Annotated in this window: 21 protein-coding genes; 14 read left to right on the forward strand and 7 right to left on the reverse strand. The window is 62.0% G+C overall.

Features of this window, described 5'->3' with window-relative positions:
• Positions 1-194: 194 nt before the first annotated feature.
• Both B5M06_RS05825 and B5M06_RS05830 read right to left on the reverse strand, forming a co-directional pair.
• The gene (locus tag B5M06_RS05825) at positions 195-1,856 is read right to left on the reverse strand and encodes an MFS transporter (RefSeq protein ID WP_080025182.1); all 1,662 of its coding nucleotides are present in this window, start codon (positions 1,854-1,856) and stop codon (positions 195-197) included.
• 76 nt (positions 1,857-1,932) lie between these two features.
• Positions 1,933-2,403, reverse strand: coding sequence for an Lrp/AsnC family transcriptional regulator (locus B5M06_RS05830; RefSeq protein WP_077345334.1), 471 nt, complete (start codon positions 2,401-2,403; stop codon positions 1,933-1,935).
• Between the two features lie 157 nt (positions 2,404-2,560).
• Here B5M06_RS05830 and B5M06_RS05835 point away from each other — a divergent pair, with 157 nt between their 5' ends.
• The 4 genes from B5M06_RS05835 to secF all read left to right on the forward strand — a co-directional run bounded on the left by B5M06_RS05835 (position 2,561) and on the right by secF (position 9,830).
• Complete coding sequence (locus tag B5M06_RS05835; protein ID WP_054066380.1) at positions 2,561-6,130, forward strand: indolepyruvate ferredoxin oxidoreductase family protein; 3,570 nt, start codon at positions 2,561-2,563, stop codon at positions 6,128-6,130.
• A gap of 448 nt (positions 6,131-6,578) precedes the next feature.
• Entirely contained in the window at positions 6,579-6,908 is a 330-nt protein-coding gene (yajC, locus tag B5M06_RS05840) for a preprotein translocase subunit YajC (RefSeq protein WP_054064966.1), read from the forward strand.
• A gap of 91 nt (positions 6,909-6,999) precedes the next feature.
• Entirely contained in the window at positions 7,000-8,868 is a 1,869-nt protein-coding gene (gene secD, locus B5M06_RS05845) for a protein translocase subunit SecD (protein ID WP_054064967.1), read from the forward strand.
• A gap of 11 nt (positions 8,869-8,879) precedes the next feature.
• Positions 8,880-9,830, forward strand: a complete 951-nt coding sequence (gene secF / locus B5M06_RS05850) for a protein translocase subunit SecF (RefSeq protein ID WP_054064968.1) — start codon at positions 8,880-8,882, stop codon at positions 9,828-9,830.
• Between the two features lie 46 nt (positions 9,831-9,876).
• On the opposite strand, the gene dprA is transcribed toward secF, so the two are convergent.
• Positions 9,877-11,055 (reverse strand): DNA-processing protein DprA, encoded by a 1,179-nt coding sequence (dprA, locus tag B5M06_RS05855; protein WP_054064969.1) that lies wholly within the window; start codon positions 11,053-11,055, stop codon positions 9,877-9,879.
• A gap of 2 nt (positions 11,056-11,057) precedes the next feature.
• A complete protein-coding gene (locus tag B5M06_RS05860) occupies positions 11,058-12,227 on the reverse strand; it encodes a LysM peptidoglycan-binding domain-containing protein (protein ID WP_054064973.1) in 1,170 nt (389 codons plus the stop codon).
• A gap of 158 nt (positions 12,228-12,385) precedes the next feature.
• Between B5M06_RS05860 and def the strand changes: the two genes are divergently transcribed.
• Genes def through B5M06_RS05885 form a run of 5 tightly spaced genes read left to right on the forward strand, consistent with a single transcriptional unit; the run spans position 12,386 to position 15,593 of the window.
• Complete coding sequence (gene def / locus B5M06_RS05865) at positions 12,386-12,895, forward strand: peptide deformylase (protein WP_054064974.1); 510 nt, start codon at positions 12,386-12,388, stop codon at positions 12,893-12,895.
• Positions 12,895-13,404, forward strand: coding sequence for a hypothetical protein (locus B5M06_RS05870; RefSeq protein ID WP_054064970.1), 510 nt, complete (start codon positions 12,895-12,897; stop codon positions 13,402-13,404). Before def ends, B5M06_RS05870 begins: the two co-directional genes overlap by 1 nt.
• 48 nt (positions 13,405-13,452) lie before the next feature.
• On the forward strand, positions 13,453-14,421 hold the full coding sequence (gene fmt / locus B5M06_RS05875; protein WP_054064971.1) for a methionyl-tRNA formyltransferase: 969 nt from the start codon (positions 13,453-13,455) through the stop codon (positions 14,419-14,421).
• A gap of 3 nt (positions 14,422-14,424) precedes the next feature.
• A complete protein-coding gene (locus tag B5M06_RS05880) occupies positions 14,425-15,255 on the forward strand; it encodes an AzlC family ABC transporter permease (protein ID WP_080025183.1) in 831 nt (276 codons plus the stop codon).
• Positions 15,252-15,593: an AzlD domain-containing protein gene (locus tag B5M06_RS05885; protein WP_077345337.1), complete on the forward strand. Its 342-nt coding sequence runs from the start codon at positions 15,252-15,254 to the stop codon at positions 15,591-15,593. The genes B5M06_RS05880 and B5M06_RS05885 overlap by 4 nt, the downstream gene beginning before the upstream one ends.
• A gap of 89 nt (positions 15,594-15,682) precedes the next feature.
• Here B5M06_RS05885 and mltA read toward each other — a convergent pair whose 3' ends face one another.
• The gene (gene mltA, locus B5M06_RS05890; protein WP_054065830.1) at positions 15,683-16,849 is read right to left on the reverse strand and encodes a murein transglycosylase A; all 1,167 of its coding nucleotides are present in this window, start codon (positions 16,847-16,849) and stop codon (positions 15,683-15,685) included.
• A 280-nt stretch (positions 16,850-17,129) separates the two neighbouring features.
• Between mltA and B5M06_RS05895 the strand changes: the two genes are divergently transcribed.
• Positions 17,130-17,789: a YiaD family glycine zipper/OmpA-like lipoprotein gene (locus B5M06_RS05895; RefSeq protein ID WP_054065829.1), complete on the forward strand. Its 660-nt coding sequence runs from the start codon at positions 17,130-17,132 to the stop codon at positions 17,787-17,789.
• Between the two features lie 92 nt (positions 17,790-17,881).
• On the opposite strand, the gene B5M06_RS05900 is transcribed toward B5M06_RS05895, so the two are convergent.
• Positions 17,882-18,475, reverse strand: coding sequence for an exopolysaccharide biosynthesis protein (locus B5M06_RS05900; RefSeq protein WP_054065828.1), 594 nt, complete (start codon positions 18,473-18,475; stop codon positions 17,882-17,884).
• Complete coding sequence (locus tag B5M06_RS05905) at positions 18,469-19,377, reverse strand: DMT family transporter (protein ID WP_054065827.1); 909 nt, start codon at positions 19,375-19,377, stop codon at positions 18,469-18,471. The genes B5M06_RS05900 and B5M06_RS05905 overlap by 7 nt, the downstream gene beginning before the upstream one ends.
• Positions 19,378-19,415: 38 nt before the next feature.
• Between B5M06_RS05905 and pyrF the strand changes: the two genes are divergently transcribed.
• The 4 genes from pyrF (at position 19,416) to B5M06_RS05925 (ending at position 25,204) form a co-directional block, all read left to right on the forward strand.
• Entirely contained in the window at positions 19,416-20,249 is an 834-nt protein-coding gene (gene pyrF / locus B5M06_RS05910) for an orotidine-5'-phosphate decarboxylase (protein ID WP_054065826.1), read from the forward strand.
• 292 nt (positions 20,250-20,541) lie between these two features.
• Positions 20,542-22,215 carry a long-chain-fatty-acid--CoA ligase gene (locus B5M06_RS05915; RefSeq protein WP_054065825.1) on the forward strand — a complete coding sequence of 558 codons (1,674 nt, stop codon included), beginning with the start codon at positions 20,542-20,544 and terminating at the stop codon, positions 22,213-22,215.
• Positions 22,216-22,310: 95 nt separating this feature from the next.
• On the forward strand, positions 22,311-23,081 hold the full coding sequence (locus tag B5M06_RS05920; RefSeq protein WP_054065824.1) for a 5'-methylthioadenosine/adenosylhomocysteine nucleosidase: 771 nt from the start codon (positions 22,311-22,313) through the stop codon (positions 23,079-23,081).
• 122 nt (positions 23,082-23,203) lie between these two features.
• A complete protein-coding gene (locus B5M06_RS05925; RefSeq protein ID WP_054065823.1) occupies positions 23,204-25,204 on the forward strand; it encodes a methyl-accepting chemotaxis protein in 2,001 nt (666 codons plus the stop codon).
• Positions 25,205-25,316: the final 112 nt, after the last annotated feature.

Consider the following 25,316-nt stretch of genomic DNA (forward strand, 5'->3'; position numbering starts at 1 on the left):
ACACAAGTCAAAGCTTTGTGCATGAACTTGTGCATGTGGAAGTTACGGATAGCACGGGTATGTCAGCGTTGCTGCGAAGCAGGCTGTTTGCCTGTTACTCCCATAAAAATAGCTGCTTGCGCTTGAAAGATAAGGATTTCAGATAGAAAAGATTCTGAAACCCAGTATTTACAAGCGCTGGCAGCTATGTTTTTTTAGTCTGTTTCAAAGAAGCGCGTTACGCGCGGCGGTGTATCGGCCACATGGAAGGCCAGCTTGCGCTCGCGCAGGGCCACGTCGGATGCGGTGATGCGGTCAAAGCGGCGCAGGTGCTCGACCCAGGATTCATCCACGATTTCCTCGATGTAGCGCTCGGGCCGCTCCATGCTGTGCAGCAGTCGCCACGACAGTGCCCCCTGGCGCATGCGGCTGCGGCGGCTTTCCTGCATCAGGGTGCGAAAGCGCCGGGCCTTGGCGGGGTTGATGAGGTATTCGATGTGCACCACCACGCGGCCTTCTTCCGGCTGGCTGTGGCGCGGTGGCTGAAAGGCCTTGGAGGGGCTGAGATCTTCCAGCGCCTGGCGGTCGGTAAACACGCGCTGCACGATCAGCATGCACACCACGCCGGTGACGGCAGCGGCGATCAGGCTCACGGGCACGGAGCTGAGTGCGGCCACCTTGCCCCACAGCGCCGCGCCAATGGCTGTGCCGCCCATGATGGACATCTGATAGGCCGACATGCCGCGTGCACGCACCCAGTTGGGCAGGGCCATCTGTGCCTTTACGCCCAGGGTGTTGGCGGTAGCGATGAGCGACAGGCCCGCCGTCATCATGCAGACCACGGCCAGCGGCAGATTGGGCGCCAGCGCCACCCCCACGGTGGAGGCGGCCTGCAGCAGCGTGCCGGTGAGCACCAGGGGCTCACCCGTGAACATCTGCCGGATGCGCGGCAAAAACATGGCACCGATGATGGCGCCTGCACCCATGGAGGCCAGCAGCAGCGTGAACACGCCCGCGCCGCTGATAAAGCCAATGCCATCAAAGCGCTTGGCCGTCAGTGGCAGCAGGGCCATGATGGCGGTGGACATGAAAAAGAAGGCCACGGTGCGCGCAATCACGGCGCGCATGCGGGGCGACTCCTTGATGAACTGCAGCCCCACGCGCATGGCGCTGGGCAGGCGCTCACGCCCCAGTGGGTGGGTGACATGGGTGCGCTGCCAGGTCAGCAGCAGCAGGCCTGCCACAATGGACAGCACGGCATTGAGCACAAACACCCACAGCGTGCCAGCGCTGGCTATCAGCGCGCCAGCCACCAGCGGGCCGACGATGCGCGAGGCATTCATGGCCACGGCATTGAGTGCCATGGCCGAGGGCAGCATGGGTTTGCTGATGACTTCCGGAATCAGTGCCGAGAACACGGGCCAGCGCATGGCCATGCCAATGCCGTTGGCAAAAGTGAGGGCCAGCAGCAGCGGCGCATTCATGACATCCAAGGCCAGCGCCGCGCACAGCAGCACGGCGACGACGGCCACCCAGAACTGCGTGAAGATGAAGTAGCGGCGGCGGTCCAGAATGTCTGCCAGCGCCCCGCTGGGCAGACCCAGCAGAAACACGGGCAGGGTGGATGCGGTCTGCACCAGTGCCACCAGCACGGGCGAGGTGGTCAGCGAAGTCATCATCCACGCCGCGGCCACATCGTTCATCCACATGCAGATATTGGCGACCAGGGTCACGCTCCACAGCAGACGGAAGGTGGGGGTGCGCAGGGGGGTCCAGGTGGAGGGAGGTGGTGGCGCAGGCGCAGTGGAGCGCACGTCGGGCTCTTCCAGAATGCGGCCTGTGGCGGGCGAGGATGGGGTGGCGTGTGGGGCTGTCATTACGGCAAATTGTCGGGCCTTATGCGTTCGCTTGCAGGCGCACATTTGTCAGCAAGGGCCGCATCGTGAACCTGTCTTACAGCGGACGGGGTATTGGTGGCAGGCTGGACTTGACCTCGCCCAGCGAAAAGCTGGTGTGCATGTCTTTCACATTCGGCAAATTCAGCAGCACCGTGCGCGTGAAGTGCGAGAAGCTTTCCAGGTCCCTGGCGACGACCTGCAGCTCAAACATGCCCTTGCCGCTGATGTAGTGGCAGGACACGACTTCGGGAATGGCGCGGATGGCTTCTTCCATTTCTCGGGTGCGTGTGCCGGAGCTGATTTCTGCATCAATACGCACAAAGGCCAGCACGCCCAGGCCGATCTTGTGGCGGTCAATGTGCGCGTGGTAGCCCTTGATAAAGCCTGCCTGCTCCAGCGCGCGCACCCGCCGCCAGCAGGGCGCGGCAGACAGGCCCACGCGCTGCGCGAGTTCGGCATTGGTCAGGCGGCCATCGGCCTGCAGATGGGCCAGGATGGCGAGGTCAAACTTGTCCAAAGTATTCACGTTAACCCCTAAAAGAGAAAGGATCTTGCTAAATACTGCGTTCTGCGAGCAAAAAAAGCAATCCTCTATCTGAAGGGCACTCCTACACTTGATTCGGGTCATCGCCCAATAACCACAGAGACCAGCCATGCGCATGGTCCGCACAAAGGAGACAACGATGAACGCCCCCATGAATGACGCCGTGCGCAAGGCACTGGAGTCGGTATCTCTCGATGACAAATACACCCTGGAGCACGGCCGCGCCTTTATGAGCGGTGTACAGGCGCTGGTGCGCCTGCCCATGCTGCAGCGCCTGCGCGATGCGCAGCAAGGCCTGAACACCGCAGGCTTTATCAGCGGCTACCGTGGCTCACCGCTGGGTGGCTACGACCAGGCACTCTGGGCCGCGAAGCAGCACCTGGACAGCCAGAACATTGTCTTTCAGCCCGGCGTGAACGAAGAGCTGGCCGCCACGGCGATCTGGGGTACGCAGCAGCTTGATCTGTATCCACAGTCCAAGCAATTCGACGGTGTATTTGGCATCTGGTACGGCAAAGGCCCGGGGGTGGACCGCTGCTCTGACGTGTTCAAGCACGCCAATATGGCGGGCACGGCCCAGCATGGCGGGGTGATTGCGCTGGCGGGAGATGACCACATCAGCAAGTCTTCCACCGCAGCGCACCAGAGTGACCACATCTTCAAGGCCTGCGGCACACCGGTGTTTTTTCCGTCCAGCGTGCAGGAGATACTGGACATGGGCCTGCATGCCTTTGCCATGAGCCGCTTCAGCGGCCTGTGGTCGGGCATGAAGACGATTCAGGAGGTGGTGGAGTCGTCCAGCAGCGTCTATGTGGACCCAGACCGCGTGAAGATGGTGCTGCCCGAAGACTTTGTGATGCCCGAGGGTGGTCTGCACATTCGCTGGCCCGATGCGCCGCTGGAGCAGGAAGCCCGCCTCATGCACTACAAGTGGTATGCGGCGCTGGCCTATGTGCGTGCCAACAAGCTCAACCACAACGTGATCGAAGGCCCGCAGGACCGCTTTGGCATCATGGCCAGTGGCAAGGCCTATAACGACATGCGGCAAGCCCTGGTCGATCTGGGGCTGGACGATGCCACCTGCCGCCGCATTGGCATTCGCGTGCACAAGGTGAACGTGGTCTGGCCGCTGGAGGCCAGCATCACGCGTGCATTTGCACGTGGCCTGCAGGAAATTCTGGTGGTTGAAGAGAAGCGCCAGATCATCGAATACCAGGTCAAGGAAGAGCTGTACAACTGGCGCAATGACGTGCGCCCCACCGTGGTGGGCAAGTTTGAAGACAGTGAAAGCGATGAGTGGGGCAAGCCCTTCCACAGCGGCAGCGACTGGCTGCTGCGCGCCAATGCCGACCTGACGCCGGCGCTGATCGCCCGCGCCATTGCCCGGCGTCTGCAAAAGCTGGGTGTGCCCGACGATGTGCAGGCGCGCATGGACCAGCATCTGGCTCTGCTGGATGCCTGTGAACGCCAGAGCAGCGCGCAGACCGTGCAGACGGGTGACCGCACGCCGTGGTTTTGCAGCGGCTGCCCGCACAACACCAGCACCCGTGTGCCTGAAGGCAGCCGCGCGGTGGCGGGCATTGGCTGCCATTACATGACGGTGTGGATGGACCGCTCCACCAGCACCTTTACGCAGATGGGCGGCGAGGGCGTGAGCTGGGTGGGGCAGTCGCCGTTTACCAAAGACAAGCATGTGTTTGCCAACCTGGGCGATGGCACCTACTTTCACAGCGGCCTGCTGGCGATTCGCCAGAGCATTGCGGCCGGGGTGAACATCACCTACAAAATCCTCTACAACGATGCCGTGGCCATGACGGGCGGCCAGCGCGTGGGTGAGCGCCCGGAAGGCCACAGCGTGCTGCAGATCATGCAGAGCCTGCTGGCAGAAGGCGTGCGCAAGCTGGTCATCGTGACGGACGAGCCTGAGAAATACCAGGGCGTGGCCCTGTCGCCCGGCGTGACGGTGCACCACCGCGACGAGCTGGACCAGATCCAGCGAGAGTTTCGCGAGATGGCAGGCTGCACGGCCATCATTTACGACCAGACCTGTGCCACCGAAAAACGCCGCCGCCGCAAGCGCGGCACCATGGCAACGCCCGCCAAGACCGTGGTCATCAACGAGCTGGTGTGTGAGGGCTGTGGCGATTGCTCGGTGCAGTCCAACTGCCTGTCGGTGGAACCTGTGGAAACCGAGTTTGGCCGCAAGCGCCGTATCAACCAGAGCACCTGCAACAAGGATTTTTCCTGCGTCAAAGGCTTTTGCCCGAGCTTTGTCACCGTGGAAGGCGGCCAGCTCAAAAAGCCCAAGCGCGAGCAAAAAGGCGATCTGTCGCAGCTGCCTCCCATCCCGGAGCCCACGCTGCCGGAGGCACAGCAGGCGTGGGGCATTGTGGTGGCGGGTGTGGGCGGCACGGGCGTGATCACCATTGGCTCACTGCTGGGCATGGCGGCCCACCTGGAAGGCAAGGGCGTGGTTACGCAGGATGCGGCAGGTCTGGCGCAAAAGGGCGGCTCGACCTGGAGCCACATCCAGATTGCCAGCACGCCGGAGGCGATCTACACCACCAAGGTGGATATTGGCAAAGCCGATCTGGTGATGGCCTGCGACCCCATCGTCGGCGCGAACAAGGTCACCCTGGCAGCCATGCAGGCCGGGCGCACCTATGTGGCGCTGAACGCCAGCAGCACACCCACCGCTGCCTTTGTGCACAACCCCGACTGGCAGTCGCCCGCCGGGCAGTGCCAGCAGCTGCTGCAGGCACTGGTGGGGCAGGATGCCGTCGGCTGTTTTGATGCCGAGCAGGTGGCCACCCAGCTGCTGGGTGACAGCATCTACACCAACCCCATGATGCTGGGCTACGCCTGGCAAAAGGGGCGCATTCCGCTCAGCCGCGCGGCCCTGCTGCGCGCCATGGAGCTCAATGGCGTGCAGGTGGCGAACAACCACGCGGCCTTTGAATGGGGCCGCCGCTGTGCCCACAACCTGCAGGAGGTGCAGGCGCTGTACCGCACGGCGCAGGTCATTCAGCTGGTGAAAAAGCCCAGCCTGCAGGAGCTGGTCGAGCGCCGTGTGGCCTTTCTGACGGACTACCAGAACGCCGCTTACGCCGCACGCTATCGCCGCTTTGTGGAGCAGGTGCAGGCGGCAGAAGCCCGCGTGGTGCCCAGCAGCACGCAGCTGAGTGAGGCGGTGGCGCGTTATCTGTTCAAGCTGATGGCGTACAAGGACGAATACGAAGTGGCTCGCCTGCATCTGGACGCAGGCTTTCAGGCCAAGATTGCGCAGATGTTCGAAGGTGACTACAAGCTGGTGCATCACCTGGCACCACCTTCCACCGCGGCGCGCGATGCGCACGGCCATCTGGTCAAGAAAGCCTATGGTGCCAGCGTACGTACGCTGTTTCAGTGGCTGGCGCGCGGCAAGGTGTTGCGAGGCACGGCATTCGACCCCTTCGGTCGCACCGAGGAGCGCAAGACCGAACGTGCGCTGATTGCCGAATACCGCGACTGCATCGAGGGGCTGCTGACCCGGCTGATGGCAAGCAATCTGGCGCTGGCCGTGCAGATTGCACGCATTCCCGAGGACATTCGCGGCTATGGCCACGTCAAGGAGCGCCATCTGCAGGCGGCACGCAGCAAGTGGCAGCAGTTGCTGGCACAGTGGCATGCGCCACCGGCTGAGGAAGCACCACAGGTGCGGCAGGCTTGATCGCGCCCTAGGGCGTGTTCACATAAAGCTTGAGATTCGCGTTGAAGGCTTGGGGATGGGATGCTAGGCGCGGTGGCGCAGCAATGCCGAGCGCCTTGCAAGCTGCCGCAACAACGCAGACCGCCCCCAAGCCTTCAACCCCATTTGTGATCTCCATAATCAGGGGCAGCGAACCCAATGTTTATGTGAACACGCCCTAGGTGTATGAGAGTGCCAGCAGTGCTATAGAAAACAGAGCTGCTGGCGCTTGCTGCATCTGCGTTAGAGGCTAATTTCCCTTATAAAACTGTGGCAGACCAAACACTGAGAAGTCTCAGGTTTTGTGCACTGCAATCTCGCAAGGGCACGCATACAATGTTCCATTGACTTGCGCTCGGCTATGCTGTAGCGCCGTGCAGGCCGTGAGCCTGCTGCTTTTTTTGACCCATTCCACTATTGGAGTTCGTCCGTGTTTATTTCTTCTGCTTTTGCCCAAACTGCCCCCGCCGCTGCTGAAGGTGGCCTGATGGGTTCGCTCACAGGCATGCTGCCTCTGGTGCTGATGTTCGTGGTGCTGTACTTCGTGATGATTCGTCCTCAGATGAAGCGTCAGAAGGAACACCGTGCCATGGTGGAAGCCCTGGCCAAGGGGGATGAAGTGGCTACTGCTGGTGGTTTCCTGGGTCGCGTGGTGGATCTGGACGAGCAATTCCTGTTCGTGGAAATCGCTTCCGGCGTGAAGGTGCAAATCCAGCGTTCTGCTGTGGTGCAAGTGCTGCCCAAGGGCACGGTCAAGTAAAAGTCCACCTGCTTGTCTGATGAAGTGGGCCGGTGGCTTTTCAAGAAGGCATGCCGCGCCCTGTTTTCAGCGTGAGAGATAGAGCGCGATCATGAACCGATACCCGGTCTGGAAGTACGCGATCCTTGTGGTCGCGCTACTCATTGGGGTGATCTACACCCTGCCCAATTTCTTTGGCGAAGCACCTGCGGTGCAAGTGTCTTCGGCCAAATCCTCCGTCAAGATCGACGAAAACGTGCTGACGCGCGTGGAAGCCGCATTGAAGGCGGCTTCGCTGTCACCTGACACCCTGAGTCTGGAAAACGGCTCTGTTCGTGCACGTTTCAATACGCCCGATGAACAGCTCAAAGCCAAGGATGTGATTGAACGCAGCCTGGTGACGGACCCCAGCGACCCCGCCTATATCGTGGCGCTGAATCTGGTGTCCCGCTCGCCCGCATGGCTGACGGCACTGGGTGCGCACCCCATGTATCTGGGCCTGGACCTGCGCGGTGGCGTGCACTTCATGCTGCAGGTCGACATGCAGGCTGCGCTGACCAAGCGCGCCGATGCGCTGGCCGGTGACCTGCGCACCATGATGCGCGACAAGGGCATTCGCTACGGCGGCGTGACCCGTGACGGCCAGACCATTGAGATCCGTCTGCGTGACGAAGCCTCCATCGAGGCCGCGCGCAATCTGATTGCTGACAATATTCCGGAACTGCAGGTGGCGGAAATCGCTTCCGGTCTGCGTGCCACCATCAAGCCTGAGGCCGTTCGCAAGATTCAGGAACAGGCGCTCAAGCAGAACATCACCACGCTGCACAACCGTATCAACGAACTGGGCGTGGCTGAGCCTGTGATTCAGCAGCAGGGCCTGGACCGCATTGTGGTGCAGCTGCCAGGCGTGCAGGACACCGCCAAGGCCAAGGACATTCTGGGCCGTACCGCGACGCTGGAGCTGCGCATGGTGGATGAGTCCACCGAAGGCCGTGCTGCAGAAATGGGCGTGGGCAATGTGCCCTTTGGCTCTGAGCGCTATCTGGACCGCAACGGCAACCCTGTGATCGTCAAGAAGCAGGTCATTCTGACTGGCGAGAACCTGACCGATGCCCAGCCCGGCTTTGACAGCCAGACCCAGGAACCGACCGTGAACCTGGTGCTGGATGCCAAGGGGGCGCGCATCTTCAAGGACATTACCCGCGAGAACATCAACAAGCGCATGGCCATCATCCTGTTCGAAAAGGGCAAGGGTGAGGTGGTGACTGCGCCTGTGATCCGCTCCGAAATCGGTGGCGGTCGCGTGCAGATTTCCGGTCGCATGACCACCATGGAAGCCAATGACACCTCGCTGCTGCTGCGTGCAGGCTCGCTGGCTGCGCCCATGGAAATCATTGAGGAATACACCATTGGCCCCAGCCTGGGTGCCGACAACATTGAGCGTGGTATTGACTCGGTGGTGTGGGGCTTTGTCGTCATCGCCATCTTCATGTGCATCTACTACCACCTGTTCGGTGTGTTCTCCACGATTGCACTGGGCGTGAACGTGCTGTTGCTCATGGCGATTCTGTCCATGCTGCAGGCCACGCTGACCCTGCCCGGCATTGCGGCCATGGCACTGGCCATTGGTGTGGCGATTGACTCCAACGTGCTGATCAACGAGCGTATCCGTGAGGAACTGCGCGCCGGCATGTCGCCCCAGCAGGCCATCTACGCGGGCTACGACCGTGCCTGGGCCACCATCCTGGACTCCAACCTGACCACGCTGATCGTGGGCCTGGCGCTGCTGGCATTTGGCTCCGGCCCTGTGCGCGGCTTTGCTGTGGTGCACTGCATTGGTATTGCGACCAGCATGTTCTCGGCCGTGTTCTTCTCGCGCGGTCTGGTGAACCTCTGGTATGGCCGCCAGAAGAAGCTCAAGAGCGTGTCGATTGGCACGATCTGGCGTCCCGACGGCACGGCCGTTGAAAACGCAAAGTAAAGGAGGAAGACATGGAACTCTTCCGCATCCGCAAAGACATTCCTTTTATGAAGCACGCGCTGGTGCTGAACGTGATCTCTATCGTCACGTTCGTGCTGGCCGTGTTCTTCCTGGTCACCAAGGGGCTGCATCTGTCGGTGGAATTCACCGGCGGTACGGTGATTGAGGTGTCCTACAGCCAGCCCGCAGACCTAGAGAAGGTGCGCAGCACCATTCAGGCCAAGGGCTACAGCGATGTGACTGTGCAGAACTTTGGCACGGCCCGTGACGTGATGATCCGCATGCCCGTGCAGCAGGGTGTGACCTCGGCCCAGCAAAGCGAGCAGGTCATGGCCGCGCTGCGTGAGGTAGATCCTTCCGTGGAGCTGCGCCGTACGGAGTTTGTGGGCCCTTCTGTGGGTGAAGAACTGGTCACTGGTGGCCTGATGGCGCTGGCCGTGGTGATGCTGGGCATCATCGTTTACTTGGCCTTCCGCTTTGAGTGGAAGTTCGGTGTGGCGGCGGCTTTTGCCAACTTCCACGACGTGGTGATCATTCTGGGCTTTTTCGCCTTCTTCCAGTGGGAGTTCTCGCTGCCCGTGCTGGCCGGTGTGCTGGCGGTGCTGGGCTATTCGGTGAACGAATCCGTGGTGGTGTTTGACCGTATCCGCGAAACCTTCCGCCGACAGCGCAAGATGGATACCAAGCAGGTGATCAACCACGCCATCACCACGACCATGAGCCGCACGGTGATTACCCACGCTTCCACCGAAGCCATGGTGCTGGCCATGTTCTTCTTTGGTGGCCCCAGCCTGCACTACTTCTCGCTGGCGCTGACCATTGGTATCTTGTTTGGTATTTACTCGTCCATTTTTGTGGGCGCAGCCATTGTCATGTGGCTGGGCGTCAAGCGCGAAGACCTGGTCAAGCCCAGCAAGACCGAGCATGACCCCAACGACCCGAATGCAGGCGCTGTCGTTTAAGGCGGTGTTCTGAATAGGTACCAAGGGCTCCTTTCGGAGCCCTTTTTTATGCCTGCCCCATGCGCTGGTACAGCCCGCCGGGCAGGCGGCAGACTTCGCCGCTGAGTTCCAGCTCCAGCAGCTGGGCCTGCAGCTCTGCTGCGCTGTGGCCTGTGCGGGCGCACAGCTGGTCCAGATGCACGGGGTCATAGCCCATGGCCTGCAGCAGCGGGTGTACAGGCTCGTCGGACTGGGGGGCAGGGGCGGTGGCTCGCACAGCATCCTGCGTGGTGGAAGGCGCCAGATGCATCAGCTCTTCCAGAATGTCCTGGGCCTGCTCGACCAGTTTGGCGCCTTGCCGTATCAGTGCATGGCAGCCCTTGTACTGAGGGGCATGGATGGAGCCGGGAATGGCAAAGACTTCCCGCCCTTGCTCGGATGCCATGCGTGCCGTAATCAGTGAGCCAGAAGCCAGTGCGGCCTCCACCACCAGCGTGCCGCAGCTCAGCCCGGAGATGATGCGGTTGCGCTTGGGAAAGTTGCTGGCAATGGGGGGCGTGCCCAGCGGAAATTCGCTGAGGATGAGGCCCTGGCGGGCAATCTGGTGCGCCAGCTGCTGGTGCTGGCGTGGGTAGATGCGGTCAATGCCCGTACCCATCACCGCCACAGTGGGCAGCGGCGCGTCCGTGGCGGTCAGCGCCCCCTGGTGTGCGGCGGCATCAATGCCCAGCGCCATGCCGGAGACGACGCTCCAGCCCTGCTGGGCCAGGTACTTGGCAAACTGAAATGCGTTGTCACTGCCTTGTGGGGTGGGATTGCGCGATCCCACCATGGCCAGGCTGCGCTGCCAGTCCAGCAGTGGAGCTGCGCGCAGCAGGTGCTGCGCACTGCCCAGGGCATAGAGCATGATGGGTGGGTCGGCCGTGTGCAGCAGGCTGTCCGGGTAGCGCGGATCACCCAGTGTGATCAGGGCATGGGCGATATCGTCGCCCTCATGCTGCAGCCATTGCCAGGTCTGCGCCAGCGCTGCGGCAAAGCCTTCGGGCAGTGTCTGCAGCTGCGATGTCTGTGCGGCACTGACGCAGTCGTGCAGTTCGCTGGCAGAGGCTTCAAAAATGGCTGGCGCGCTGCCAAACCGGGCCAGCAGACGCCGGGCAGTGCCATTGCCAATGCCGGGCGTCAGGGCCAGGCGCAGCCAGGCCTGCAGTTCGTTGTGCTCCCATGCAGGCAGGGGCTGCTGTGCCATGGTTAGCGGGGATTGGTGAGCGTGTCGCCCACCTGCACGCCGCGCTGGATGTCCATGATCAGGGCATACGAGACGCGGTCAAAGCTGCGGAACACCATGGCCAGGCCGTTTTCTTCATCGGGCAGCTGGATCTTTGGGCGCTTGGGGTCGGTCTTGTCCACCACCTTGGCCCCCTTGCTCATCAGTGCCAGCACCATGCCGGGCTGCACGCCATCCTGCAGGCCCTTGTTGATGGCCACCACCTGGTACTGCGTGCCATAGCGCACCGAGGTATCACCGTACAGCGAGACCACGTGGGCGGTGATGTCAGAGGCTGGTGCATGGGGCACAAAGTTCAGGTACTGGCGCGGCGGCTCGGGCAGCAGACGGTCGCCTGCACGGATTTCTTCCTTGGCCTTGACCACGTTCAGCGTAGCGGGGCGGTAGTCAGCCTGGAGCTGTGCCTCGGTTTCACCATGGACCAGCGCGGCCTGGCCGATGTACTGGCTTTCATAGCCCAGGACCTCGCGGGTGATGGGGTCGCGCAGGGCCACGGCGTCACGGAAGATGCGGAAGCTGCGTGGCTGGTCTGTGCCCTGCAGCAGGCGCTGGGTGTCTGAGCCACGGGCGTAGATGCGGTCACCCTGGGCGACCAGGGCGCGCTCATTGCTGTCAGCCAGGATGTGCGGCGCCTTGGCGACGGTGTCGCTGTCTACGACCAGTGGTTCGGCCAGAAAGGCTTCGATGATGTGCATCTGCAGCGTGGGCAGAGCCATGTCGGAGAGATTTTCACCACGCACCTGCGGGCTGAGCTTGACCGTGGGGGTTGCGCCACCGCGGGCGGTGGTCAGGCGTGCATGGCCACCATTTTTTTCCAGATACAGCACCTGGCCGGGGTAGATCAGGTGCGGGTTGGCAATCGCCTGCAGATTCATGCCCCACAACTCAGGCCAGCGCCAGGGCTGGCGCAGGAACAGGCCGGAGATGCGCCACAGCGTGTCGCCACGGCGGACGGTGTAGCTGTCCGGGGCGTTGGGGCTGAGGGCAGACAGGGGAACGCCTTGCTGAGCGACCTGCTGTGCCGTGGCGCGCTGCGCTTCCGTCACCGGAAAGGATGGCCCCTGTGCAAGCGTGGCCGGGCTGTGGAACATGGCGCCCAGGGCCAGGACACAGGTGGTGGCAGTTCCTTTCATGCTTTCTCCCTCTCTGTATGCAGGTGTGCCCTGCTTTGTGAACTTCAATGACGCAAGATTCTCAATCCAAGCCCTTGATTGGGCAATGCGTATGCTCAAACAGGGCAGCAGCAATGCCCAAAAGTAGCGAAAATAGCTACAACTACACTGAACTTGCCATGGCATTACTTCCCATTCTTTGCTATCCCGATCCTCGTCTGCACAAGGTGGCCAAACCTGTAGAAAAGGTGGATGAGCGCATCCGCAAGCAGATCGAAGACATGTTTGAGACCATGTACGAGGCCAATGGCATTGGTCTGGCGGCAACGCAAGTGGACTTTCATGAGCGTCTGATCGTCATTGATGTATCGCAAGACCGTGACCAGAAGCTGGTGCTGATCAACCCTGAAATCCTCTGGGCCAGCGAAGAAAAGCAGGTCGGCGAAGAAGGCTGCCTGTCCGTGCCCGGTATCTACGATGGCGTAGAGCGCTCCACTTCCGTGAAGGTGCGTGCCCTGGACGAAAACGGCAACTCGCGTGAGATTGAGGCCGAAGGCCTGCTGGCCATCTGCATCCAGCACGAGATGGACCACCTCATGGGCAAGGTGTTCGTGGAATACCTCTCGCCCCTGAAGCGCAATCGCATCAAGACCAAGCTGGTCAAGATGCAGAAACAGGCAGCACGCTGATGATGACAGGCCCGGTTCACTGCAAGATGTGGCGCTGGGCCGCCGTGCTTGCCTGCGCAGCCACCTTGATGGCCTGTGCTGTGCCTGAATGGCAAAAGCCCGGCACCCCTGCCCCGCAGATTGCCAGGGACATGGGCCAGCCCCAGGTGCGTGTGGGCCTGCCAGAAGGCGGTGAACGCTGGATCTACAGCTACCAGCCCGCAGGCCAGCAGGTCTACCACATGGTGTTTGACGCACAACAGCAGCTGCTGCGCGTGGAGCAGGTGCTGCAGGAAGCGTACTTCCAGCGCCTGCGCATCGGCCAGGACCGCCGTGAGGACGTGTACCACTACTTTGGCAAGCCCGCGCTGGTCGAGCATGTCGCCAACTTCAAAGGCGACATCTGGACCTACCGGATTCGCGAAAATAGCATCGACCGTCAGGCGCATGTCTTTATCGATCCGCAGGGCATTGTGCAGCGCGTGATGTTTCTGGACGAACCACGCAACGACCCTGAGGACCGTCACTGACGGCATAGGCTGCCGCGAGGGCAGCTTTTTTATCTCCGGATAGATCGCATGAGAGTTATTTTTGCTGGCACGCCTGAATTTGCGCGTGTGGCCCTGCAGCAGTTGCTGCAGGCAGGCTTTGAAGTTCCGCTGGTGCTGACCCAGCCTGACCGCCCCGCCGGGCGCGGTATGAAGCTGCAGGCATCACCCGTCAAGCAGTGCGCGCTGGAGCATGGCATTCGCGTGGAGCAGCCCCGCAGCCTGCGCCTGGATGGCAAATATCCTGAAGACGCCGCAGCGGCACGCCAGGCCCTGCTCGATGCCAAGGCCGATGTCATGGTGGTGGCCGCCTATGGCCTGATCCTGCCTCAGTGGGTGCTGGACCTGCCTGCCAAGGGCTGTCTGAACATCCACGCCTCCATCCTGCCGCGCTGGCGCGGTGCTGCGCCCATCCACCGTGCGATTGAAGCCGGAGATGCGGAAACTGGCGTCACCATCATGCAGATGGACATCGGTCTGGATACCGGCGATATGTGCCTGATGGAGCGCCTGCCGATTGCTGATACCGACACCACGGCCTCGCTGCACGACAAGCTGGCAGACCTGGGCGGTCGCCTGATTGTGGAAGCGCTGGAGATGAGCGCCTGCGGTGGCCTGCCGCGCACGCCCCAGCCTGAAGCGGGTGTGACCTACGCTCACAAGATTGAAAAGGCCGAGAGCTGGATGGACTGGCAGCTTTCCGCCGTGGAGCTGGACCGCCGTCTGCGTGCCTTCAACCCCTTTCCGGGTGGTGCGACGCAGCTGGGAGAAGAAGTTATCAAGCTCTGGACTGCAACACCTGAGGCCTATGCAGGTACGGCCCAGCCCGGCACGGTGCTGGCAGCCGATGCAGATGGTGTGCTGGTGGCCTGTGGCGAAGGCGCGCTGCGCCTGACACTGCTGCAGCGCGCAGGGGGCAAGCGCCTGCCTGCCGCAGACTTTCTGCGTGGCTTTGCCCTGCCTGTGGGCAGTGTGCTGAGCACGGCCGAGAACGCCTGAGCCATGAACGCCCACGCTTTGCAGCAGCGTGCCGCCGGCATTGCGCGTGACCCGGCCTTTGTGGCCGGTTTTCGCTCCATGCTGGCCACCATGCTGGGCATTGGTGCCTGGGGGCTGGTGACGGGTGTTGCCATGGTCAAGGCGGGCATGTCCGTGCCGCTGGCCATCTTCATGTCTCTCATCGTCTATGCCGGCAGTGCACAGCTGGCCGTGCTGCCGCTGCTCATGGTGGGCGCGCCGCTGTGGGTGGTCTGGTTTACGGCCACCTGCGTGAACCTGCGCTTTGTGATTCTGAGCAGCATGTGGCGGCACTACTTTGGCCATCTGCGCCTGCTGCACCGGCTGACGCTGGGCTACTTCAGCGGCGACGTGATTTTTGTCACCTTCACGCACCGCTACCCCACGCCGGAGAAAAAGCCGGAGCAGCTGCCCTTTTTCTGGGGCGCTGCAGTGGCCAACTGGGTGTTCTGGCAGGTGTTTTCCATCGCCGGCATCCTGCTGGCGAATGTGATTCCGCTGAGCTGGGGCCTGGGCTTTGCGGGTGTGCTGGCACTGATGGGGGTGCTGTATTCCATGCTCAAGGACAAGGCCGCCTGGCTGGCCTGTGTGGTGGCCTGTGGCGCTGCCGTGGCCACGTTTGCCTTGCCGCTCAAGCTCAATATTCTGGTGGCGATTGCTGCAGCGGTCACTGCTGGCCTGCTGATGGAAACCGCTGAGCGCCGTGCCGCGCGCCATCTGCCCCAGCCTGCGATTCGCCCGCCAGATCCGGCCAAGGGCGAGAAATTCCCGGTGCTGCCCCTGCCGGAAGACGCGCCGCGCAAGGAGCAGCCATGAGCGGTGATTTCTCTGGCATCTGGCCATGGATTGCCACCATTGGTCTGGCCGTGGTGACGGTGGTCACGCGCGCCTTTTTCATGATTCCCGAGCGTGAAGTGCCCATGCCCGAGTGGTTCAAGCGCGGCCTCAAATATGCGCCGCTGGCCGCGCTGGCGGCGGTGATTGCGCCGGAGCTGCTGATGAGCCAGGGTGCGCTGATCGGCACTCTGGCCGATGCCCGCCTGCCTGCGGCCCTGTGCGCCACCCTGTACTTCTTCTGGAAGCGCGGCATTCTGGGCACGATTGTGGTGGGCATGGCGGTCTATCTGCCCCTGCACATTGGGCTTGGCTGGTAAAAAATAAATAGCTGCTTGCGCTTGATTTATCAGCAATTCAGATAGTTTTCTATCTGAAAGTGTCTGAAATCAAGCGCTGGCAGCTATCTTTATTTGGGCACTGCCATGCCTTTGGGCCACAGTGCCCACAGGCGCAGCGGCTGCTTGATGCGGCCTGCCAGATCGCCTGCTTGCTTGCCCCAGCCCATGAAATAGTCGGCACGCACGGCACCCACAATGGCACTGCCCGTGTCCTGCGCCAGTACCAGACGCTGGTATTCGACTTCAGGCCCCTTGGAGTACATCCACACGGGCGTGCCATAGGGGATGCTGCCGCGGTCCACGGCAATCGATCGGCCGGGCGTCAGCGGCACGCCCTGCGCGCCCTTGGGGCCGAACTGGGCGTCCAGCCCGTCCAGCGGCTCTTCGCGGAAGAACACATAGCGCGGATTGCTCCACAGCATCTCCTGCGTGCGGTCGGGGTTCACGGCGATCCAGGCGCTGATGCCAGGCCAGCTGGCATCGGTGATCAGCTGGCGATCCAGCAGCCAGCGGCCCACGCTTTTGTAGGGCTGGTCGTTGGTGCCTGCATAGGCCAAACGGATCAGGCGCACACTGCCATCCGGCTCGGTCACACGCATGCGGCCTGAGCCCTGAATGTGCAGCACCAGCGCTTCGATGGGGTCATTGAGCCAGGCAATGGCACGGCCTGCCAGTGCGGCCTGGGCTTCGGGCAGGGTGTCAATCTGCTGGCGTGTGTACCAGGGCTTGCGCTGGCCCAGGGTGGCAGGTGGTGCGTAGAGCGGAATATTGAATTCTTCGGTGCGCACGCGCGAGCCGGTCATCTCTGGCTCGTAGTAGGACGTGAGCATGCCCTGTGACTTGCCATCGAGCGACTCGATGCGGTAGGGCTGCAGGTGGGACTGCAGCCAGTGCAGCTGCTCTTCCTGGCTGGCAATGCTCAGACGGCGCACATCGTCACACAGGGCCGCAAAGGCAGCATGGGGGCGCTCACAGCTGCGCAGCCAGGCATTCCAGGCCTCGTGCAGGCTGTCCTTCTCCAGGCCCGGCAGCTCAGCCCAGCGCACGGGCAGCCAGCGGCTCTTGGGGCGATAGCTTGCAGGCCCCAGCGGTGCGGTGTCATGGACCTCCCCGACGGGGAACCCGGTTTCGGGGCCATCGTTGGATGCCGGTGGTGCCTTGGGACCAGAAGAGCAAGCCACGAGGGTTGCGACAAGCAGCGCCATCGAAGCACGGAGCAGGAGAGATGCAGTCATAGCCGCTGATTGTGCGCGAAGCCTTGGCGGCTTTCTGTATCCGGGGAACGATTGTTGACACGTCAGACATGGAGGCTGGAACTCCGGCCCGTGGTTCGGGTCTGTGGAACATGCGAAAAAAACGCACACCAGTTGCAACAGACCCTATGGACTCTGATGGCTTGATTGGCTGACAAGCAACATGCCCACTTTCCGATACGGAGCACAGCAAAGACTGGAACAATCGGAGCTGTCTATTTTTCGTGGATTTGTCCACACTCACTCACGCAAAGGAAGCACTATGCGTAAACAACTCTGGATTTCTGCCGCTGCGGCGGCCACGCTGCTGATTTCTGGCTGCGCCACCACGGGCGGTGGCATGTCCGACAGCACCAGACAAACTGCCATCGGTGCCGGTGCCGGCGCGCTGGCCGGTGCAGCACTGGGTGCCATGACCGGCGGCAAGGCTGGTGTGGGTGCCGTAGCCGGTGCTGCCGTAGGCGGTATTGGTACCTATATCTGGTCGCAGAACCAGGAAAAGCGCAAGCGTGAAATGGAAGCGGCCACCCAGGGCACAGGCGTGAACGTGGTGCAGACTGCAGACAACCAGCTCAAGCTGGAAATCCCCAGCGACATCTCGTTTGATACAGGTCGCTACGACATCAAGAGCAACTTTGCGCCCATTCTGGACCGCTTTGCCGAAGGCCTGCGCAGCAGCCCCAATGCTGAGGTGCGCATCGTCGGCCATACCGACAGCACGGGCTCGGATGCCGTCAACAACCCCCTGTCGCTCAACCGTGCCAACAGCACGCGTGACTACCTGATGATGCGTGGCGTCAGCGGCAGCCGCATCTACACCGAAGGCCGTGGCTCCTACCAGCCTATCGCCACCAATGGCACTGCAGAAGGCCGTGCGCGTAACCGCCGCGTAGAAATTTTTGTGGGCGAGCGCGCACAATAAAAATCAGCCTCTGGCGCTTGATTGACAAGCGCTGGCAGCTATCAAAAACAAAGCCCAGCATTGCTGGGCTTTGTTTTTTCTGGGGCAGCGTCTCAGCTGAGGATGTAGTTGCCCCCAGTCCAGAGCAGATAGCCGATTACGCTGAAGTACAGCACGCTCAGTACCAGACCCAGATAGCCCAGCAGCACGCACAGACCGTCGCGCTGCAGCAGGCCAATGGTCAGCAGCAGAATGCCTACGGCCGGGGCGGTATTGGAAAACGGAATCGGCCCCAGCGGTGCCATGAGCAGCAGGCCACCAAACACCACGGCCGCGCTGTTGAGGCGCAGCATGGTGGCAGAGGTCAGGTGCAGCCAGCGCTCCTTGACCCAGCGGTCGATCTTGCTGACCAGGCCTGCGCCCTTGCGCAGCACGGGCACGAGTTTGTGGGCGTCCAGCGGCTTGTTCAGAATACGCTGCGGCAGCCAGGGCAGCCGGTTCAGAAACAGGGCAGAGGCCAGCAGCACAATGGCTGCGCCAAAGACGGTGGACACACCGGGAATCGACACCGGAATGAGAAACGGCAGTGTGGACAGGGCGCAGATCAGCAGCATGCCCTGGCGGCCGCTGCGCTCCAGCAGCTCGCGCAGCGTGATGGTGTCGCCGTGAATCTCATCAATCAAACCGGTGAGCATATGACTCAGCATGAACAGTCCTTGTGGTGCGGTGAACGGGGTTTGCTCGGCCAGAGCACGGAAGCAATGGCCAGCATCATCAGGCCTACGGCGGTCCAGTCCTGCCAGTGCAGTACCTCGCCCAGCCACCATGCACCGCAGAACACCCCCAGCACGGGGATGAACATCACGCTCAGCGTAGAGGCAATCGGGGGCAGGCTGCGGGCTAGCTCGAACCAGACGATCTGCGCAAAGCCAATGACCAGCAGGCCGTTGAAAAGGATGGTGTTCCAGGCGACAGCGTCGGGCATGTGCCATTGCGCACGCTCAAACAGCCAGCCGCCGGTGGTCAGCACGATGGCGGTGATCAGCATCATCCAGAAGGCCAGGCTCAGCAGCGGCACGGGCAAGGGCGTGCGGCGCATCATCTGTGTGCCAATGGCCCAGCTCAGTGCGGCCACCAGCATCAGCACTGCCCCTTCGGGCCGGCTGCCAAAGGCCCCGAATTCGTGCCACAGCAGCAGCGAGACACCGAGCAGCGCAGCAATCACGCCGCCCCAGCCTCTGGCGGCCAGCCGGTCATGCCAGAACACGCGGCCTACCACCGCCGAAAAAATCGGCATGGTGTAGCCCAGAATGGCGGCGCGGCCGCTGGAGACCATGGGAATGGCCACAATGATCAGGCAGTGCCAGAGCACCATGTTGAACAGCGTCAGCCTGGCCAGTGCAGGCCAGAAGCTGCGCGGAACGGACAGTGGCAGCCCCTGGTAGCGCACGGCGGCAAAGACCACGGCCAGGGCCATCCACATGGAGACGGCACGAAAGCTCAGCGGCGGGAAGTGCTGCACGCCCAGTTTCATCACGGGCCAGTTCACGCCCCAGATCAGGGTCAGGGCCACCAGCAGTCCAAGTTGTCGTCGAGTAAAGACAGGCATAAGGCGCTGATTGTGCCCGCCACCTACAATCGCTGCTCATGACTTTTCTAGACATGCTGCGCGACGCGTCCACGCGCAACAACTCCATGCTGTGCGTGGGGCTGGACCCCGAACCCACCAAGTTCCCTGCGGCCCTGCGCGGGGATGCCACCAAGATCTACGACTTCTGTGCGGCCATCGTCGATGCCACCGCCGATCTGGTGAACAGCTTCAAGCCTCAGATTGCCTACTTTGCAGCCCATGGTGCGGAAGACCAGCTGGAAAAGCTCATGGCCCATATGCGCAAGGTCGCGCCCCATGTGCCCGTGATTCTGGACGCCAAGCGTGGGGACATTGGCTCTACTGCCGAGCAGTACGCCAAGGAAGCATTTGAGCGCTATGGCGCCGATGCCGTGACCCTGTCGCCGTTCATGGGCTTTGACTCCATCACGCCTTACCTGAAGTACGAAGGCAAGGGCGCCTTCCTGCTGTGCCGCACCTCCAACCCCGGTGGTGACGATCTGCAGGCGCAGACCCTGGCAGACATCCCCGGCCAGCCCAGGATGTTTGAACATGTGGCCAAGCTGGCGCAAGGCCCCTGGAATACCAATGGACAGCTGGGCCTGGTGGTGGGCGCAACCCGCCCCCATGAAATCGAGCGTGTACGCGCTGTAGCGCCCACCTTGCCGCTGCTGATTCCCGGCGTGGGTGCGCAGGGCGGTGATGCTGTGGCCACGGTCAAGGCAGCGCGCATTGGCGGTGGCCCCATCATCATCAATTCTTCGCGTGCCGTGCTCTATGCCTCGCAGGGTGAAGACTTTGCTGCCGCAGCCCGCCAGGCCGCCATGGAGACGCGCGATACGCTGAACCGCGCCGCTGCGCTGTGTGACTGACACGGCACTGCGCTCCAGCCAAACCCACACGGCCCAGGCCCTGTGGGTTTTTTGTTGCGTGAATCCATCGCGTCCACCGTGCGCCAAAGGCTAAAAAAGAACGATTGTGCGTTTTTTTGCCAAAAAAGCGTAGTTTGTGTTGCTTTACCTAGGGTTTGCACAGAGGCAAGCTCCTGACCCTCTCCCCACAATGCTGACAAAGGGCATAGACCCACGGCATGGGGACAGAGCCAATCTGCGGCCATGTCGGTCATTTTTTTGACACTACAACGACAATCAGCGGAGACAACACATGAGCGAACGCCCATGGCTGGCAGCCTATCCTGCTGGCGTACCTAAGGACATTGACCCCGGCAGCTATCCATCCTTGGTCGACCTGATGGAACAGGCCTTTCAGGCCTATGCCACCCGTTCTGCCTATTCCTATATGGGCAAGGACATCAGCTTTGGTGAGGTAGACCGTCAGAGCCAGGCGTTTGCTGCGTACTTCCAGTCGCTGGGCATGCAGCCCGGCGAGCGTGTGGCCATCATGATGCCCAACGTGCCCCAGTACCCGATTGCCGTGGCAGCCATCCTGCGTGCCGGTTTTGTGGTGGTGAATGTCAATCCGCTCTACACCGCGCGTGAGCTGGAGCACCAGCTCAAGGACGCAGGTGCCAAGGCCATCGTCATCATCGAGAACTTTGCCCACACGCTGGAGCAGTGCCTGCAGAACACCCCCGTCGAACACGTGGTGCTGTGCTCCATGGGCGACATGCTGGGCACGCTCAAGGGCTGCCTGGTGAACTATGTGGTGCGCAAGGTCAAGAAGCTGGTGCCAGCCTTTCATTTGCCCAAGGCCGTGCGCTACAAGGCAGCGATTCAGCGTGGCAGCCAGGCGACGTTCCGAAAGGCTACGGTTGGCCCCAATGACATTGCCGTGCTGCAGTACACCGGTGGCACCACTGGCGTGAGCAAGGGGGCAGTGCTGCTGCATCGCAACATCATCGCCAACACCTTGCAGTGTGAGGCATGGTTCAACCCCGTGCTGCAAGCCATCCGCCAAAGCGGTGAGCAGGTCACCAGCGTGTGCGCGCTGCCGCTGTACCACATCTTCGCCTTTACGGTGAACATGATGCTGTCCATGCACACCGGCGGCAAAAACATTCTCATCCCCAACCCGCGCGATCTGGCGGGCACGCTCAAGGAACTGGCCAAGCACAAGTTCCACAACTTCCCGGCCGTCAACACCTTGTTCAACGGGCTGGCACATCACCCGGACTTTGGCGCGGTGGACTGGAGCCACCTGAAGGTGTCAGTGGGCGGCGGCATGGCCGTGCAGGGCGCAGTAGCCAAGCTGTGGCTGGAGAAAACTGGCTGCCCAATCGTCGAAGGCTATGGCCTGTCAGAGACCAGCCCTGTGGTCAGCTGCAACCCGGTCACGGCCAAGGAGTTCACGGGCTCCATCGGTGTGCCGCTGCCCAGCACCTATGTCAAGCTGGTGGGGGATGACGGGCAGACCGTCACCGAGCCCGGCAAGACGGGCGAAATTGCGGTCAAGGGCCCGCAGGTCATGGAGGGCTACTGGCAGCGTCCCGATGAAACCGCCAAGTCCACCACGGCCGATGGCTACTTCCTGACAGGCGATATTGGCACCATCGATGAGCGCAGCTTCATCAAGATCGTGGACCGCAAGAAGGACATGATTCTGGTCAGCGGCTTTAACGTCTACCCCAATGAGGTGGAGGACGTGGTGGCCATGTGCCCCGGTGTGCTCGAGTGCGCAGTCGTTGGCGTGCCTGACGAAAAGAGCGGCGAAGCCGTAAAACTGGTGGTGGTCAAGAAGGACGATAGCCTGACCGAAGAAGTGCTGCGCAAGTACTGCCGCGAGAACATGACGGGCTACAAGCAGCCGCGTGTGATCGAGTTCCGCACGGAGCTACCTAAAACGCCTGTGGGCAAAATTTTGCGCCGCGAACTGCGCTGAGCCAGTGCGCTTACACTTGGTCACTGGTTGCTGAACAGCCGATCAACGGCCCCTTTGGGGGCCGTTTTTCATTGCCTTATTTTTTCCTCCCAGACATGACGATTGCCATTCTCAGTGCCCTGCCAGAAGAGCAGCAAGGGCTTGCCCATGCCTTGAGCGATGTAGACACCGTGCAGCATGCGGGCAGACAGTTTGTGTGCGGCCGGTATGCCGGGCAGAAGGTGGTGCTGGCACTGAGCGGCATCGGCAAGGTGGCAGCAGCCACCACAACTGCCGCGCTGATCGAGCGCTTTGGTGTGCAGCAGCTGGTGTTCACAGGCGTAGCCGGTGGTGTGGGCGCAGGCGTGCAGGTGGGCGATGTGGTGGTGGCGCGCCACTTCGTGCAGCACGACATGGATGTGCGCCCACTGTTTCCGCGCTGGCAGGTGCCAGGCTATGGCTCTGCACTGTTTGATTGCGATGCCGCATTGCATGACGGTCTGCTGCAGGCCGCGCAGGACTGTGTGCGCCAGGCTGGTGCATGGCAGCTCCCATTGCTGCAGGGGCACGCTCCCGGTGCGCACAGCGGCCTGATTGCCAGTGGTGACCAGTTCATTGTGTCTGCAGCCGTTGCACAGGGCATCACTCAGGACCTGGCTGCTGCCGGACATGCCGTGCTGGCGGTGGAAATGGAAGGCGCTGCGATTACCCAGGCCTGCGCCGACTATGACATTCCTTTTGCTGCAGTGCGTACGATTTCTGACCGAGCGGATGGCAATGCGCACGTGGATTTCCCGGCCTTTGTGAGCGCGGTGGCCAGCCGCTATGCGCAGCACATCGTCTTGCACTGGTTGAACAAAAACGCAGGAAAACCTGACAATCGCTGACTTTTGACTTCACAAGCGCCGAGCACCTGTCAAGGGCATTGGCGCTGACCTCTGCTGCGAGCATGCCCTGATGAGACCAAACAGCCAGAGGGCGGCACGCTGACACTATTCCTACAAGCATCATGAGTTCTATATCCCCAACAACGGCCACCAGCAGCGTGCCTGGCCACCCTTCACGAAGTCGTTCTGTCGCCCGTCGTGTGACAGCCATTGGCATTGCCATGATGGCAGCGGTACTGCTGGTGCTGAGCCTGGCTGTGTCCTATATCAGCACCCAGGCAGCCCGCGAGCAGCTGCTGGCCAGTGTGATCCACGCCACCGAAGGGCTGGCCGCTTCCATCGATACCGTGGAAAACGCCAACCGTCGCATGGTGGAGCGCGCCTCCAAGGCTTTTGGCCGTTATTTCGATGGCGCGATGAGCCTGGATACCTCTCTGGGCATGCTGTATCTGGATGGCATTGCCATCAATGACGACTTTGCCGTGGTCGACAAATTCAGCGAAGACACGGGCGGTGTTGCCACGGTGTTTGCCCGCAAGGGTGATGACTTTGTGCGCATTACCACCTCGCTGCGGGATCTGAAGGGTGAGCGCGTGATGCACACCGTGCTGGACCGCCAGCACCCTGCCTACCAGCTGATGCTGCAGGGCAAGCCTTATGTAGGCCGCGCAGACCTCTTTGGCAAACCCTATATGACGGCCTATGAGCCTGTGCGTGATGCTTCGGGCCAGGTGGTGGGCATTCTGTTTGTGGGTACAGACCTGTCAGCCTTTCAGGACGCCATGCAGCAGCAGGTGGTGGCGACGCGCCTGTTCGAGCACGGCGGAGCCATGGTGATTGCGCCGGGCAGCAGCTGGGAGCAGGCCACCTTCGTCGCGCACAGCACACACACGGGCAAGAAAGTGCTGGACGCTTTTCCGCAGGCACGCGTTTCGCTGGAAGCACTGGCGCAGAATGCAGACGGCTTTGCCCGGGACGTGACGGCGCTGCTGCCTGGGCAGGGTGGAAACCCATGGTCGGTGCTGCGCAAGGCCGACAATGGCTGGTGGGTGATTACCGAGGTGTCGGATGACGAGGCCATGGCCTCGCAGCGCCGCGCACTGTGGATGCTCTGGGGCGCGATGGCGCTGGCGCTGGCGCTGCTGGCTGCAGGCCTGCTGTTTACGCTGCGCCGTGGCGTGAGTGCGCCGCTGCAGGAGCTGACACAGGCCATCACGCTGGTGGCGCAGGGTGATCTGACCCAGCCATTTCGCAGCGCACGCCGCGATGAAGTGGGTGATCTGGTGCGCGAGGTGGAAGGCATGCGCCAGCGCTTTGTGGGCATGCTGCGTCAGGTCCGCGTGGCCGCACACAGCATTGCCAGCGCCAGCAGCCAGATTGCCCAGGGCAATGGCGACCTGGCAGAGCGCACGGAAAACACGGCCAACAGCCTGGCTCGTTCTGCGCAGAGCATTGAAGAGATCACGCACGTGGTGCGCCAGTCTGCCGATGCCGCGCAGCAGGCGCACCAGCTCTCGGCTTCGGCGGTGGAAGTGGCATCGCGCGGCGGTCAGGTGGTGGGCGATGTGGTCGCCACCATGGATGACATCAACACCAGCAGCCGCAAGATTGGCGACATCATTGGTGTGATTGACGGCATTGCCTTCCAGACCAACATCCTCGCACTGAACGCCGCCGTGGAAGCTGCGCGGGCGGGCGAGCAGGGCCGCGGCTTTGCCGTGGTGGCCGGAGAAGTGCGCTCGCTGGCGCAGCGCAGCGCAGAAGCGGCCAAGGAAATCAAGGCGCTGATCAGTACCTCGGTGGGCAAAGTGGAGTCTGGCGCCCAGCTGGTGCAGAACGCCGGGCACACCATGCAGGAGATCGTCAGCTCCGTGCAGCGCATGGGCGACATCATTGGCGAGATTTCGGCGGCGGCCAGCGAACAGGCCGAGCGCATCAGCCAGGTCAACCAGGACGTCACGCAGCTGGACCAGATGACGCAGCAAAACGCTTCGCTGGTGGAGGAGTCCGCCGCTGCTTCGCAAAGCATGCGCGACCAGGCCGTGCGCCTGGAAGACTCGGTCAGCGTGTTCAAGCTGCCGGAAGCTGAGGGCAGCAGCACGCAGGCTGCACTGCCTTACTGAGTGCGTCCCTGCTCTACCCATGCCCACTGCAGCTTAGGCTGCCGTGGGCTTTTTTGATGGCGCACAATGTGCCTTATCTGCGGCCTATGCGCCGCCATGCCTTTGGAGGTTC

Source organism: Comamonas kerstersii, assembly GCF_002056725.1.
GTDB classification, from domain to species: Bacteria; Pseudomonadota; Gammaproteobacteria; order Burkholderiales; family Burkholderiaceae_C; genus Comamonas; species Comamonas kerstersii.

What these genes read in the sequence shown, in the direction of transcription:
- B5M06_RS05825 (WP_080025182.1), bottom strand. Translation starts at nt 1,856, where the DNA reads ATGACAGCCCCACACGCCACCCCATCCTCGCCCGCCACAGGCCGCATT.
- B5M06_RS05835 (WP_054066380.1), top strand. Translation starts at nt 2,561, where the DNA reads ATGAACGCCCCCATGAATGACGCCGTGCGCAAGGCACTGGAGTCGGTA.
- secD (WP_054064967.1), top strand. Translation starts at nt 7,000, where the DNA reads ATGAACCGATACCCGGTCTGGAAGTACGCGATCCTTGTGGTCGCGCTA.
- secF (WP_054064968.1), top strand. Translation starts at nt 8,880, where the DNA reads ATGGAACTCTTCCGCATCCGCAAAGACATTCCTTTTATGAAGCACGCG.
- dprA (WP_054064969.1), bottom strand. Translation starts at nt 11,055, where the DNA reads ATGGCACAGCAGCCCCTGCCTGCATGGGAGCACAACGAACTGCAGGCC.
- B5M06_RS05860 (WP_054064973.1), bottom strand. Translation starts at nt 12,227, where the DNA reads ATGAAAGGAACTGCCACCACCTGTGTCCTGGCCCTGGGCGCCATGTTC.
- def (WP_054064974.1), top strand. Translation starts at nt 12,386, where the DNA reads ATGGCATTACTTCCCATTCTTTGCTATCCCGATCCTCGTCTGCACAAG.
- B5M06_RS05870 (WP_054064970.1), top strand. Translation starts at nt 12,895, where the DNA reads ATGATGACAGGCCCGGTTCACTGCAAGATGTGGCGCTGGGCCGCCGTG.
- fmt (WP_054064971.1), top strand. Translation starts at nt 13,453, where the DNA reads ATGAGAGTTATTTTTGCTGGCACGCCTGAATTTGCGCGTGTGGCCCTG.
- B5M06_RS05880 (WP_080025183.1), top strand. Translation starts at nt 14,425, where the DNA reads ATGAACGCCCACGCTTTGCAGCAGCGTGCCGCCGGCATTGCGCGTGAC.
- B5M06_RS05885 (WP_077345337.1), top strand. Translation starts at nt 15,252, where the DNA reads ATGAGCGGTGATTTCTCTGGCATCTGGCCATGGATTGCCACCATTGGT.
- mltA (WP_054065830.1), bottom strand. Translation starts at nt 16,849, where the DNA reads ATGACTGCATCTCTCCTGCTCCGTGCTTCGATGGCGCTGCTTGTCGCA.
- B5M06_RS05895 (WP_054065829.1), top strand. Translation starts at nt 17,130, where the DNA reads ATGCGTAAACAACTCTGGATTTCTGCCGCTGCGGCGGCCACGCTGCTG.
- B5M06_RS05900 (WP_054065828.1), bottom strand. Translation starts at nt 18,475, where the DNA reads ATGCTGAGTCATATGCTCACCGGTTTGATTGATGAGATTCACGGCGAC.
- B5M06_RS05905 (WP_054065827.1), bottom strand. Translation starts at nt 19,377, where the DNA reads ATGCCTGTCTTTACTCGACGACAACTTGGACTGCTGGTGGCCCTGACC.
- pyrF (WP_054065826.1), top strand. Translation starts at nt 19,416, where the DNA reads ATGACTTTTCTAGACATGCTGCGCGACGCGTCCACGCGCAACAACTCC.
- B5M06_RS05915 (WP_054065825.1), top strand. Translation starts at nt 20,542, where the DNA reads ATGAGCGAACGCCCATGGCTGGCAGCCTATCCTGCTGGCGTACCTAAG.
- B5M06_RS05920 (WP_054065824.1), top strand. Translation starts at nt 22,311, where the DNA reads ATGACGATTGCCATTCTCAGTGCCCTGCCAGAAGAGCAGCAAGGGCTT.
- B5M06_RS05925 (WP_054065823.1), top strand. Translation starts at nt 23,204, where the DNA reads ATGAGTTCTATATCCCCAACAACGGCCACCAGCAGCGTGCCTGGCCAC.